The sequence below is a fragment of the Nocardia sp. NPDC005746 genome (assembly GCF_040630785.1).
Taxonomy (GTDB): domain Bacteria; phylum Actinomycetota; class Actinomycetes; order Mycobacteriales; family Mycobacteriaceae; genus Nocardia.
This window is the reverse complement of sequence record NZ_JBEXYE010000023.1, coordinates 1-12,704: the sequence shown is the minus strand read 5'-3', so window position 1 is coordinate 12,704 and position 12,704 is coordinate 1. Positions and strand designations below refer to the sequence as shown.

At 66.6% G+C, this 12,704-nt stretch carries 10 protein-coding genes and 1 pseudogene; 7 read left to right on the top strand and 4 right to left on the bottom strand.

Annotated features, from left to right (window positions below; translation table 11 throughout):
• Window positions 1–13: 13 nt before the first annotated feature.
• The 4 genes from hypF to ABZ412_RS31015 are packed head-to-tail and all read right to left on the bottom strand — an operon-like array spanning window position 14 to window position 4,928.
• A complete protein-coding gene (hypF, locus tag ABZ412_RS31030) occupies window positions 14–2,335 on the bottom strand; it encodes a carbamoyltransferase HypF (protein ID WP_357287276.1) in 2,322 nt (773 codons plus the stop codon).
• 6 nt (window positions 2,336–2,341) lie between these two features.
• Window positions 2,342–3,358: a hydrogenase expression/formation protein HypE gene (hypE, locus tag ABZ412_RS31025; protein ID WP_357287273.1), complete on the bottom strand. Its 1,017-nt coding sequence runs from the start codon at window positions 3,356–3,358 to the stop codon at window positions 2,342–2,344.
• Complete coding sequence (locus ABZ412_RS31020; protein WP_357287270.1) at window positions 3,355–3,939, bottom strand: cysteine hydrolase; 585 nt, start codon at window positions 3,937–3,939, stop codon at window positions 3,355–3,357. The genes hypE and ABZ412_RS31020 overlap by 4 nt, the downstream gene beginning before the upstream one ends.
• A gap of 5 nt (window positions 3,940–3,944) precedes the next feature.
• A complete protein-coding gene (locus ABZ412_RS31015; protein WP_357287267.1) occupies window positions 3,945–4,928 on the bottom strand; it encodes a ParB/RepB/Spo0J family partition protein in 984 nt (327 codons plus the stop codon).
• 466 nt (window positions 4,929–5,394) lie between these two features.
• Here ABZ412_RS31015 and ABZ412_RS31010 point away from each other — a divergent pair, with 466 nt between their 5' ends.
• The 7 genes and pseudogenes from ABZ412_RS31010 to ABZ412_RS30980 form a co-directional block, all read left to right on the top strand.
• Window positions 5,395–6,438 (top strand): hydroxymethylglutaryl-CoA reductase, encoded by a 1,044-nt coding sequence (locus tag ABZ412_RS31010; RefSeq protein WP_357287264.1) that lies wholly within the window; start codon window positions 5,395–5,397, stop codon window positions 6,436–6,438.
• Between the two features lies 1 nt (window position 6,439).
• Window positions 6,440–7,624 carry a hydroxymethylglutaryl-CoA synthase gene (locus ABZ412_RS31005; protein ID WP_357287261.1) on the top strand — a complete coding sequence of 395 codons (1,185 nt, stop codon included), beginning with the start codon at window positions 6,440–6,442 and terminating at the stop codon, window positions 7,622–7,624.
• Window positions 7,625–7,626: 2 nt separating this feature from the next.
• A complete protein-coding gene (gene mvk, locus ABZ412_RS31000; RefSeq protein WP_357287260.1) occupies window positions 7,627–8,553 on the top strand; it encodes a mevalonate kinase in 927 nt (308 codons plus the stop codon).
• Window positions 8,550–9,551: a diphosphomevalonate decarboxylase gene (mvaD, locus tag ABZ412_RS30995; RefSeq protein WP_357287257.1), complete on the top strand. Its 1,002-nt coding sequence runs from the start codon at window positions 8,550–8,552 to the stop codon at window positions 9,549–9,551. The genes mvk and mvaD overlap by 4 nt, the downstream gene beginning before the upstream one ends.
• Window positions 9,548–10,660, top strand: coding sequence for a phosphomevalonate kinase (locus ABZ412_RS30990; RefSeq protein WP_357287254.1), 1,113 nt, complete (start codon window positions 9,548–9,550; stop codon window positions 10,658–10,660). Before mvaD ends, ABZ412_RS30990 begins: the two co-directional genes overlap by 4 nt.
• The gene (fni, locus tag ABZ412_RS30985) at window positions 10,657–11,745 is read left to right on the top strand and encodes a type 2 isopentenyl-diphosphate Delta-isomerase (RefSeq protein ID WP_357287252.1); all 1,089 of its coding nucleotides are present in this window, start codon (window positions 10,657–10,659) and stop codon (window positions 11,743–11,745) included. Before ABZ412_RS30990 ends, fni begins: the two co-directional genes overlap by 4 nt.
• Window positions 11,746–11,844: 99 nt before the next feature.
• A pseudogene (locus ABZ412_RS30980) lies at window positions 11,845–12,704 on the top strand (Fe-S oxidoreductase); the annotation flags it as partial.

The window sequence follows — 12,704 nt, the reverse complement described above, 5'->3', positions numbered from 1 at the left end:
TGCGGTGCCTGAATTACCCCGGGCGGCCGTTTCCGGTGGTGTGCTGGTAGTCGGCGACCAGCAGTTGGCCCAGGGCCAGACCGCCGTCGTTCGGGGGGACCTGGCGGTGGGTGTGGACCTCGAAGTCGTCGAGGGTGAGCGTTGTCAGGCAGTTGATCTGGAGGAATTCGTTGAGGAAGACGCCGCCGGAGAGCACTACCCGGCGGATGCCGGTTCGGCGGGAGATGTCGTGGCACCGGCGGCGGACCATGGTGACGACACTCGAGTGGAATCGGCGGCTGATCTCGGGGAGGGGTAGGTCGGCGGCGAGGTCTTCGGCGATGGCGCGGATGACAGGTCTGAAGTCGACTTCGGTTGCGGTGTAGTCGAATTCGTATCCATCGGCCATGTCGAGGTTGCGCTCGAGCAGGCCCTCCAACTCGATCGGGCCCTGGGCTTCGTACTCGGCGTATGCGCAGATATCCAGGAGGGCGGCCACTCCGTCGAAGAGTCGGCCCATGCTCGACACTTCGGGGGAGTTGATGCCTCGCGCCCACATTGTCGAATACACCTCCCGACGCTCCTGCTCGAGCCGGCCGAGCGCCGGGAAGGCCTTGACGGCGGTATCGATATCGCCGAACGTGTCCAAGGCGACCGATACCGCGGTCCGGATCGGTTCGTGGACCGCGCGGTCGCCGCCGATCAGTGCCAGACGCCGCAGATGGGTTGCCCGCTCGACCTTGTCGAAACCGCCCACCAGGAATTCCCCGCCCCAGATGGCGCCGTCGGTGCCGTAGCCGGCCCCGTCGAACACCACACCGATGGCCTGCCCGGTGAGCCGATTCTCCGCCATACACGCGGCCATATGGGCATGATGGTGCTGGACGAACACGGGATCGCCTGGCTCACCGATGCCTTCGTGGGAACTGCTGGTGCGGAACTGCGGGTGCATGTCGTAAACGCCTGCGGCGGGCCGCAGATCGTAGAGCGATGCCAGGTGCGCCGCCGTCTTGCGGTGCGAGGCAAAGGTTTCGTCGTTCTTCAGGTCGCCGATGTGCTGGCTGAGGAAGACCCGGGAACCGGCGGACAGGGCCACCGTCGTCTTGAGTTCGGCGCCGTAGGCGACCAGTGGCGTCAGCGGCCGCCCGACCTCCACCGGGTACGGCGCGTAACCGCGCGCCCTGCGCAGGAACGTCAGCAGGGGGCCGTCCAACTCGGGATGCGCGGACAACCGGACCACGGAATCGTCGACCCTGATCTCGATTTCACGGTCGTGGTAGAGGATCACATCGGCGATCTCGAAGAGCTGTCCGAGGGCGTCCTGGTTGCGATACGCGATCGGATAGCCGGAGAGGTTCCCGCTCGTCATGACCACCGTGTCCAGGCCTGATTCGTCCAGGAGCAGGTGATGATGCGGCGCCGAGGGCAGCATCAGACCCAGATTCGGGTTCCTCGGGGCGACGTTCTCGGGCACCGCGCCGGAACGCTTGCGCGCGAGCAGAATCGGCCGTGCGGGCGAGCTCAGCACCGCTTCCTCGGCCGCGGACAACTCCACGATCCGATGAGCGGTGGCCAGATCCCGGACCATGACGGCGAAGGGTTTCGAATCCCTGCGCTTACGCTCGCGCAGCAACGCCACCGACTCGGCGTTGCGCGCATCCACGGCGAGGTGGAAACCGCCGACGCTCTTGATCGCCGCGACCCGTCCCGCCGTCAATTCCCTTGCGCATCCGCGCAATGCATCCTCGCCCTCGATGACCGTCCCATGCCGGTCGGCGAGGAACAGGCGAGGCCCGCACTCCGCACAGGCATTGGGCTGAGCGTGGAAGCGCCGGCTCATGGGATCCCGATACTCGCGGTCGCATCGCTCGCACATGACGAAGGAGTGCATCGTGGTCTGCGACCGGTCGTAGGGCAGTGCGCGAATGATCGAATACCGGGGACCGCAGTTCGTGCAGTTGATGAACGGGTAGCGATAGCGGTGGTCGGCCGGATCGCGCAGCTCGGCCAGGCAGTCGGCGCACACGTGCGTATCGGCCGGTACCAGAGCCGCTTTCGCCCCGGTGTGCTCGCTGTGCACGATGTCGAAGCCGGTGGCCTCCGACCGTCCGGCCGACCTGCCGAGGGTGACCACGCTGTCGACCCTCGCCAGTTCCGGAGCCTTGCTCGCCAATTCCTCGCTGAACAGCCGCAGCACGGACTCGAATCCGCTCGCCTCTATGAGCACGCCCTCGGGATCATTGCGAACCCATCCGGCCAGTTGCCGTTCACGGGCGAGCTTGTAGACGAACGGGCGATAGCCCACGCCCTGAACGACACCGGTGACCCTGATCTGCCAGGTTGCTTGTTCGGTCATGACGACTCAGCACAACCGGGGCAGCTCTGCGCCGAGCAGCGGTTGGAGCGCCGATTCGCGACCCGCGGAATCCCTCAGCAGCACCGAAGCGCCCTCTCGCGCAGTCACTTCACCGATTGCCACGGCGTGCCGTCCGTACTCGTGCCCGTGCAGTGCGGCCAGGACCGCATCGGTCGTCGCGGGATCGATGAAGATCGCCACGCAACCCTCGTTGGCGCAGTGCAGCGGATTGATCCCCAGCATGTCCGCCGCCATCGCGGTCTCGTGCTGGATGGGCAGGGCCGGAGCCTCGACCACGATGGCCTTGTCCAGCTTGCCCGCGTACTCGTGCAGCACCGCGGAGAGTCCGCCCCGGGTGACATCGCGCATCGAGTGAATCGACCCGGCGGGCACGGTGGCGAACAATCGGTCGATCATGGTGTTGAGCGGCGCACAGTCGCTGAGGACCCGGCTTTCGAAGCCCAGACCTTCCCGAATCGACAGCAGATGGACGGTGTGATTACCGATCGGGCCGGACAGGATGACCGCGTCCCCGGGGCGCACGGAGTCCATCCGCAGGGGCTCGCGAGCGAAGAAGCCGACCCCGCTGGTGTTGAGGTACAGCTGGTCCGCTTCCCCGGCGCGCACCACCTTGGTATCGCCGCACACGATCTGCACGCCGGCTTCGCGCGCGGTCTCCCGAATGGAGGTCAGCACGCGGAACAGGCGATCGAACGGCAGTCCCGTCTCGAGGATCAATCCGAGCGTGAGATAGCGCGCGGTGGCCCCCGAGACCGCGAGATCGTTGACGGTCCCGCAGACCGCGATCTTCCCGATATCGCCATTGCCGAAGAACGGCGGATCGACCACGAAACTGTCCGTGGTCATCGCGATCCGGCTGCCCTCGACGGGGAGGACGGCGCTGTCCTCCATCTCGCCGATGTAGACGTCGCCCAACGTTTCCGCGATGAATGCCACGAGTTCGCCCGACAAGGTCGCACCCGTGCCGTGGTCGAGTTGAATCTGCTGGGTCGCGAGAGTCACGGTGTCTTGGTTTCCTTCCGGGGCAGTCCGCCGTTCTCATCCAGCGTCCGAATGATCTCCTCGGAATCGGCAACGGTGGCGCAGTACCCCTCGAGCCATTCGAGCGCCCGCAGCCGGTCGGCTTCGACGGCGGAGAAAACGCAGTCGCTCGGCACCCCGACGATGTATCCGCGAAAGAACGCGTCGGCCGCCGTCGTCTGAATACAGATCTGGGTTTGCAGGCCGATGAGAATCAGGGTCTCGACCCCGATCGCCTGGAGTCGCTCGTGCAGATCGGTCTCGTAGAAACCGCTGTCCTTGCTCCGCTCCTGAATGATGTCGTCGGAGTCGAGGAACTCGCGAATCACATCGGCGCCCTCCGTGCCTCGAAGCGCGGGGATGCGCCCGTCGTACCGCTCGGCGAGGGGATCGTCGGGCTCGTTGAGAAGCTGCAGGTGGAAGACGGGGTAACCGCGTTTCCGCATGGCGGACAAGAATCCCGTCACATGGGGAGTCGCCGCGGCTATGGCAGCCTGACGCTCCGGATTCTTTCCGACGATGTCGTACTGCATGCCGCTCGTGAGAATGGCGATCTTTGACATTTCGATTACTCCAGTGATTCGTTGTTCTGCGCTGCGTCCGAGCGACCTTGCAGATCCCGTGCGATATTCGACCAATTGACCGCGCATTGGTACGCGAATTCGATGATGTGGTCCCGTGTATGGGGGAGAATGGCGTCGGCGATCTGCTCGAGATCGCTGCTCTTCACCGCGCGCTGATGCATCCACCGCAGGAGGTCGCGGCCGCTGGCACTCATACGTAGTGCGGGGTCCCTTGACAACACGCCCAGCAGGGCGCCGAGATCGGCGGGCCTCTCGGGATTGAGCGGGGAGTTGAGCCGATCGAGAGTGTCCGAGAGTTTGCTCTCTGGCTCGGATGGTGCAGTGAGACTACGGTTGTCATTCGTGTGGAGGAGGGGGTCCTCCCCGCGTTTGAGTCGGGTGCGCACATCTCGAACGGTCGAGGGGGACAACCCGACCTCTTGGGCGATGCTGCGCAGGGAGGCGTCGGGCCGGGCCATGATCAGCTCGGCGGCGGTCCGCCGCGCCGACTTGGTGTCGACCGGTCGCAGGCGGCCGTCGCTGCCCAGGCGATGGCTGGACCGTGAATCGTCGTGGATGCGGCCCCGGATCGATGCGACGGTCTTCGCCGACAGTCCCGCGGTGGTCGCGATCGAACGATCCGACCAATGCGGATGCGTCCGCATGATCCGTTCCGCGGCGGTCCGCCGATCGGTGAGTGACAGTGGCAGGCCGTGGGTTGTGTTCTCGCGGACCCCGACTATGAATGCGAGTTCCTCGGAACCGTCCACCAGATATGCATCAATATGTGTGAATCCCTTCAGTCGCGCGGCGGAGGTGCGGTGAAATCCGTCGATAACCCGCATTGTGGGCCGATGAACGAGAATTGGCGGCAACGGCCATTCGGCCTCGACCAACCGTTCGATGTGGGAATGATCCTCACCCTCGGATCTGGGGGATCCGGCGGTGACCAGCGATACAATCTCTAGGGATGTCTTGACGCGATTCACGTTCTAGAAATGCTCCAAATGCGTTGTGCCCCTGGGCCTGATCGAAAATTACCGCAGGTGCATCATTCCGGCAAGGGTGCTCGGGATTGCGAACACAGCCGTTGTGATCGTCCCCCCGCCCTCTACCATGCCAGGCGGTGCCGATTCGCGCCCGGCGGCGCCCGACCCGGGGCTGTGCAACTGTGTGAAAGCCGCAGTTGCACACCGTGATTCGATGCATTGCCGCAGGTGACCGCCCGGCACGGGGTGAGCGTTCACGCAATTGTGACGGCTCACACCCACGGCGTCTCTCCCGGTGAGATCGGCAACTCGCGTTCGGCCCTTGTCGTGACGATCGACATGTGCGGTAATACCGTGGCCGACTTCGGTTGCGGTACATGTAAATCGCAATCACAGAGATTTGCTCGTCGGCTGACAGCTCACCCGATCGCTTGTTCGGGACCTTCTATTTTCGACAGTGGGTGAAATGGACGCGGCAATCGTCCCGCTCCGATGGGTGGGGCCGGTCAAGATCACCGGTAATGTGGTGGACGAGCCGGTCGAAATCCCGTTGGCCACATACGAATCGCCACTGTGGCCATCGGTGGCGCGCGGCGCCAAGATCACCAGGCGCTGCGCGCGCGGCATCGTGGCCACGCTCGTCGACGAGCGGATGACCCGGTCGGTGCTGCTCGAGGCCGACGACGCCGGCACCGCGCTGGCGGCGGCGCGCAGTCTCGCGGACTCGATGGGTGAGCTGCGCCGGATCGTGTCCGAATGCAGCCGCTACGCCGAACTGCTGGAGGTCCGCCACCAGATCGCCGGCAATCTGCTGTTCCTGCGATTCGAGTTCTCCACCGGCGACGCGTCCGGCCACAATATGGCGACCCTGGCCGCCGATGCCCTCCTCGCGTACGTCGTGCGAATGTTCCCGGGCCTGCGCTACGAATCCGTGTCGGGGAACTTCTGCACCGACAAGAAGGCGTCCGCGGTCAACGGCATCCTGGGCCGCGGGAAGAACGTGGTGACCGAGTTGCTGATCCCTCGTGCCGTGGTGGAGAACGATCTGCATACGACCGCGCGGCGGGTGGCGGCGCTCAATGTCCGGAAGAACCTGATCGGAACGAACCTGGCGGGCGGAATCCGTTCCGCGAACGCGCATTACGCGAACATGTTGCTGGCCGTCTACCTGGCCACCGGCCAGGACGCGGCGAATATCGTCGAAGGCTCGCAGGGCATCACGCACGCCGAGAACCGTGACGGTGATCTCTATTTCTCGTGCACGCTGCCGAACCTCATCGTCGGAACCGTCGGCAACGGAAAGGGTCTCGATTTCGCCGCCGCGAATCTGGCCAGGCTGGGATGCCGTGACGACCGTCCGACGGGGGAGAACTCCCGGCGTCTCGCCGTGGTGACCGCGGCGGCGGTCCTGTGCGGCGAACTGTCGCTGATGGCGGCCCAGACGAACTCGGGGGAATTGATGCGGACACATCTGAATTTCGAACGCTCACCATCGGATGGAGGGAATTGACGTGGCATTGACCGTCGGAATTCACGATATCGCCTTGGCGACCGGGCATTACGCGCTGAGCCTCGAGGACCTGGCGGAGCAACACGGCGTCGATCCCGGCAAGTACACCGTCGGCCTGGGGCAGACCACGCAGACCGTACCGGCGACGGACGAGGACATCGTCACCATGGCCGCCGCGGCGGCGAAGCAGATCATCGCCGAGCACGACGCGGGGGACATTCGCACCGTCCTGCTCGCCACCGAAACCGGGATCGACCAGTCCAAAGCGGCCGCGGTCTACGTGCAGGATCTGCTGGGATTGTCGTCCTCGACCCGGGCGGTGGAATTGAAGCAGGCGTGTTACGGCGGCACCTCGGCGCTGCAGTTCGCGGCCGGGCTCGTGCATCGCGACCCCGAGCACCGGGTATTGGTGCTCGCCAGCGATATCGCGAAATACGATGTCGATTCCGCGGGCGAGGCCACGCAGGGTGCGGCCGCCGTCGCCATGCTGGTGTCGGCGGATCCGGCCGTCGCCGTCCTGGAACCCACCTCGGGCCTGTACACCGCCAATGTGCAGGATTTCTGGCGGCCGAATTACCGTTCGACACCGATGGTCGACGGCAAGCTGTCGGTCTCGTTGTATCTCGAAGCGGCGGAACAGGCGTGGAAGGACTACGAGGCCCGTGGCGGTCGTGCGATCGAGGATTTCGCGGCCTTCTGCTATCACCAGCCCTTCACGAAAATGGCCTACAAGGCCCACGCGCGGCTGCTCGAGATCCACGGTATCGACGCCCATATGGCTCGGCTGGACGCGGATCTCGCACACACCACCAGCTACAACCGCCTGATCGGCAACAGCTATACGGCCTCGCTGTATGTGGCCCTGTTGTCGTTGCTCGACCACACCGAGGATTTGAGTGGCCGCTCGGTCGGGATGCTGAGTTACGGGTCGGGATGTGTCGCGGAGTTCTTCGGATTGTCGATGGTGCCGGGATACCGGCAGCGGCTGCGGACCTCGTCCAATCAGGACGCCATCGCGCGACGGGAGTCGATCTCCTACGAAAGGTATCGTGCGATAAGGGATTTCGAATTGCCCGAAGACGGTTCGTCGACGGTGCTGGAGGTGGACGGCGCAGGAGGGTTCCGTTTGCGAGCCGTCACCGAGCATTCGCGAATGTACGAGGCATGTCACCCGATTCAGGCATGAGGATGGATGCGAAACCCTCGGATTGCGGCACGCTCGGCAAGGGCCGGGCGGCCGCCAAACTGATTCTGCTCGGTGAACACGTGGTGCTGTACGGCCGTCCGGCGATCTCGCTGCCGGTGCCGCAGATCGGGGTCAGGGCCACGGCCTATCGCTCCAGGGGAACGGCCGCGCGGCTGGGCGACACGGCGGTGTCGCGGCAGGCGATGGCGGCGGTCTGCGCGCATCTCGGGGTTCCGGAGGACGGACTGGCCGTCGCAGTGGACAGCGATATCCCCAGCGAGCGCGGATTGGGTTCCAGCGCGGCCGTCGCCGCGGCCGTCATCGCGGCGGTGGCCGATCTGTGGGATCGGAAGCTCTCCGGCGAAACCCTTTTCGCGCTGATTCAGGAGTCGGAGACGTTGGCGCACGGAAACGCCAGCGGTGTCGACGCGCGCACGGTGATCGGCGCGGGCGGGCCGCTGTGGTTCCAGGACGGGGTGGCGAGGTCACTTCCGGTGGCGGACAGCGCCGATCGCGCGGTCCTGGTGGTGGCCGATACCGGGATAGCCGGGAGTACTCGGCAGGCGGTGGCGACCGTGCGCGGGCGACTCCGCGAGCTCGGCGCGGTGGGTGCGGAGTTGCTCGAGCAGGCCGGGGACCTCACCCTCGGTGCTGCCGAGGATCTGCGACTCGGGCGCTTGGCCGAGCTGGGTCGTGCCATGACCGCGACACAACGGATTCTGGTGCGGTTGGGCGTCAGCTGTCCGGCCGTGGACGACCTGGTGGCCGCCGCACCGGCCGGGGGCGCGCTGGGCGCGAAACTCTCGGGCGGCGGACTCGGCGGCTGCGTCATCGCACTGACCACCGATGCTCCGGCTACCCGCGCGGCACTGCTCGCCGCGGGCGCGCATCGGTGTTTCGAGGTTCCGCTGAGACCGGTGCGCGCATGAATTCTGTGGCAGCGGTCGCGCATCCGAACATCGCCTTGATCAAGTACTGGGGCAAGCGAGACGAGGTCCTGCACCTGCCCATGACCACCAGCGTGTCGCTGACCCTGCGGGAATTCCCCACCACGACCACGGTCACGGTGGGGCCGGACCTCGCCGCCGACCGGGTGACATTCGCCGGAGCGCCGGCGCCCGAGGCGTTCGCGCAGCGGGTCTCGCGGTTTCTGGATCTGGTGCGTGAGCTGTCGCGCGACCGTCGGCATACCGCGGTGGATACCGTGAACACGGTGCCGACCGGAGCCGGGTTGGCCTCCTCCGCGGCGGGTTTCGCCGCACTGGCGCTGGCCGCCGCGACCGCCTACGGGCTGGATCCCGATCCTTGCGCGCTGTCCCGGCTCGCGCGGCGCGGGTCCGGCAGTGCGTCGCGATCGATCTTCGGCGGCTTCGCGGTGTGGTGGCGCGGTGCGGGTGACGGCGAGTCCGGTGATCTGAGCAGTTTCGCCGAGCCGATCGACGCGCCGCTGCTGAACCCGGCGCTGGTGGTCGCGCTGGTCGACACCCGCGAAAAGGCGGTTCCCAGTAGGGAAGCCATGCGGCGGACCGTCGCCACCTCGCCGTTCTACCCGCCGTGGGTGGAGGAATCCGCCCGGGACCTGGATCGCATGCGGAGGGCGCTGAGTGAGGGCGACCTGGCGACCGTCGGGGAAATCGCCGAGGCGAACGCCCTCGGGATGCATGCGACCATGCTGGGCGCTCGGCCGGCCGTGCGGTATTTCGCCCCCGGCACATTCCGGGTGCTGGACCGGGTGCTGGAGTTGCGTGCCGCGGGGATCGGCGCGTGGGCCACGATGGACGCGGGTCCGAACGTGAAGGTGCTGTGCGATTCCCGCGACAGTGCCGCCGTGGCGGCCGCCGTCGCCGAGGTGGCCGGGGGAGCGGAGCGGGTCGTGGTCACCACAGCCGGGCCGGGCGCCGCCCTCTCCGGCAGCGGACATCGATGATCACGGTCGCCGTTCCCGGCAAGCTGTACATCGCGGGCGAATACGCGGTCCTGGAGCCGGGCAGCGCGGCGGTGCTGACCGCCGTCGATCGCTATGTGCGTGTGCGCCTGACTCCGACGCGGTCGATCGGCCCGGCGGTCCGGACGATCACCACCGATCATGCCCGGGGACGTTCCATCGAATTCGTCCACCGGGGAGCGGGTTTCGAGCCTGTCTCGGCGGCGGAGGCCGATACGGCCGGGCTGTCCCATGTACTGGCAGCCTTGGCCATGGTCGATCGCTACGCCGCCGGGTCGGGGCAGGGGCCGATCGCCTTCGCCCTGGAAATCGATTCCCAGCTGGACGATGCCGAGACCGGACGCAAATATGGGCTGGGCTCCTCCGGGGCGGTGACCGTCGCGGCCGTGCGGGCCGCCGCCCGGGCCTACGGGTTGCCGTTGGATGCCAGCACCGAACTGAGACTGGCTCTGCTGTCGGTCTTTTCGGTAGATCCGCACTGCTCCGGAGGCGATGTCGCAGCCTCGGCGCGGGGCGGCTGGGTGTACTACCGGACCCCGGATCGCGCGGCACTGATCAGCGCACTGGCGCGGCGCGACCTCGACCTCGGGGCGCTGCTGCGGCAACCGTGGAAACACCTGGCGGCACGGTCATTGCCGTCGCCCCGGGAACTGTCGCTGCAGGTGGGCTGGGTCGGACGACCGGCGAGTTCGAGCGCCCTGGTCGCGGCGATGAAACAAGCCGCCCGACAGCATGGTTCGGTGTATCGGCAGTTCGTCGCCGCCAGCGATCGGTGTGTCGAACAACTCGCGACGGCGTGCCGAGCGGGAGACGATCGCGCGATCGAACTCGCGCTGAGCGCGGCGGGACGATTGCTCCGCGATCTGGCCGCCGCCTCCGGCGTGGCCATCGAAAGCCGCGAACTGTCTCGATTGCGGTGTCTGGCCGAGGAACTCGGCGCGGTGGCGAAGAGCTCCGGTGCGGGCGGCGGCGACTGCGGGATCGCCCTGATCGATCCCGCCCGAGTGCCGGCCCTGCGGCAACGGTGGCGAGCCGGCGGAATCGAACCGCTGAATCTCCGGGTACCCGAGAGGAAAGAGAGCATCAGATGAGCTATGCCACCCGCAAGGACGATCATGTCCGCCTGGCCGTCGCGCAGCATCGGGAGTCGTTGGCCGGGCAGCGCCCCTCCCCGTTCGAGGATGTCGCCTTCGTTCACCACGCCGTGCGGGGCACCGCGGAGCAGGCCGTCTCGCTGGCCACCGAGGTGGGCGGCGCGACGTGGCCGGTGCCGCTGTACATCAACGCCATGACTGGCGGCAGCGCCCGTACCGGCGAGGTGAATCGCGGGCTGGCGATCGCCGCGCGGGAGACCGGCCTGGCGATCGCGTCGGGCTCGATGAGCGCGTATCTGGCGGACAGCTCGGTGGCCGGGACCTATCGCGTGCTGCGCGAGCAGAATCCGGACGGCTACGTCATCGCCAATGTCAATGCCAATGCCACACCGGAGATGGCGGCACGCGCCGTGGAGCTGTTGCGGGCCGACGCGCTCCAGGTGCACGTCAACGCGATCCAGGAGATCGTGATGCCCGAGGGGGATCGGGACTTCTCGGCCTGGCCGCGCAATATCGCCCGCCTCACCGAATCACTCGGCGTTCCGGTGATCGTGAAGGAGGTCGGATTCGGGATCAGCGCCGATACGGTCACGCAACTGGCAGACCTCGGCGTGCGGATCGTTGACGTATCAGGCAACGGCGGAACGAATTTCGCGCTCATCGAGAACGCCAGGAGGCGTCGAGCCGACTTCGGCCTGCTCGCCGACTGGGGCCTGTCCACCCCGGCGTGCCTGGTCGATGGGGCCGAAGTGGCCGCGCTGCGCGGGGTCACAGTGCTCGCCTCCGGCGGGGTGCGAACTCCGCTCGACGTCGTCCGCGCCCTGGCGCTCGGCGCGCGGGCGGTGGGGGTCTCGGGACACTTCCTGTCGATCCTCGAGGCGGCGGGCATCGACGCGCTGATCGAGGCCATCGACGCGTGGATCGCTCAGATCCGGCAGCTCATGGTGGTGCTAGGCGCGGAAACCGTGCGCGCACTGGCGAATGCGGACGTGCTGTTGGCCGGTGGGCTCGCCGAGCTTTGCAGACTGCGCGGTATCGACCCGGCCGCCTACGCGCGGCGCAGTCGGCCTACTCGCGAGTAGCGGTAATCGCGTGTTGTTACCCGCGAGTAACTTAGAGCGTGTTATGGTGCGTCGACCGACGAACGACATTGCGTCCCTTCGTAAGTGAAAGGCCACTGCATGAGCCCCCTGCAAATAACACTGGGCATCATCTCCGTACTGATCGGTGTCCCAGCGTGGGCTGGGTTTGTCTTGGCGATACGCAAGATGGTGCGCACCATCCGGCTGGGGCAGCCGGCCCCCGACCGGTTCGGGCCGTTCCTGCCGCGATTCGCCACCATGGTCAAGGAATTCGCCGCGCACACGCGCATGGTGAAGTTCCGGACCGTCGGGTGGGCGCACTGGCTCGTCATGGTCGGCTTCCTGATCGGGTTCGTCACGGTCTTCCAGGCGCAGGGGCAGATCTTCAGCCCCACGTTCACGTGGCCGTGGGTCGGTGACACCCTCGCCTACCACCTCCTCGACGAGCTGCTCGGCCTCGGGACCATCGTCGGCGGGCTGACGCTGGTGATCATTCGGCAGTTGAACCACCCGCGCCGGCCCGAGCGGCTGTCCCGGTTCTCCGGCTCGAACTTCCTGGCGGCGTATTTCGTCGAGTTCATCGTGGTCGCCGAGGGCATCAGCATGGTCGGCGTCAAGGCGTTCGTCATCAGCTACACCGGGGAATCGCACGCCGCCAGCGACTTCGTCAGCATGAATATCGCCAGAGTGCTGCCGTCGAGCGCCGGGGCGGTCTCGGTCTTCGCGTTCTGCAAGCTGATGGCGGCGCTGGTGTGGGTGGTCGTGGTCAGCCGCAATATCGACTGGGGTGTGGCGTGGCATCGGTTCGCGGCGTTCTTCAATATCTATTTCAAGCGTGAGGACGACGGCGACGTCGCCCTCGGTGCGGCCAAGCCGATGATGTCCAACGGCAAGGCGATCGAGATGGAGACCGCCGATCCGGACAACGACACCTTCGGTGTCGGCAAGTTCGAGGACTT

What these genes read in the sequence shown, in the direction of transcription:
- mvaD (WP_357287257.1), top strand. Translation starts at nt 8,550, where the DNA reads ATGAATTCTGTGGCAGCGGTCGCGCATCCGAACATCGCCTTGATCAAG.
- ABZ412_RS31020 (WP_357287270.1), bottom strand. Translation starts at nt 3,939, where the DNA reads ATGTCAAAGATCGCCATTCTCACGAGCGGCATGCAGTACGACATCGTC.
- ABZ412_RS30990 (WP_357287254.1), top strand. Translation starts at nt 9,548, where the DNA reads ATGATCACGGTCGCCGTTCCCGGCAAGCTGTACATCGCGGGCGAATAC.
- ABZ412_RS31010 (WP_357287264.1), top strand. Translation starts at nt 5,395, where the DNA reads ATGGACGCGGCAATCGTCCCGCTCCGATGGGTGGGGCCGGTCAAGATC.
- hypF (WP_357287276.1), bottom strand. Translation starts at nt 2,335, where the DNA reads ATGACCGAACAAGCAACCTGGCAGATCAGGGTCACCGGTGTCGTTCAG.
- fni (WP_357287252.1), top strand. Translation starts at nt 10,657, where the DNA reads ATGAGCTATGCCACCCGCAAGGACGATCATGTCCGCCTGGCCGTCGCG.
- mvk (WP_357287260.1), top strand. Translation starts at nt 7,627, where the DNA reads ATGGATGCGAAACCCTCGGATTGCGGCACGCTCGGCAAGGGCCGGGCG.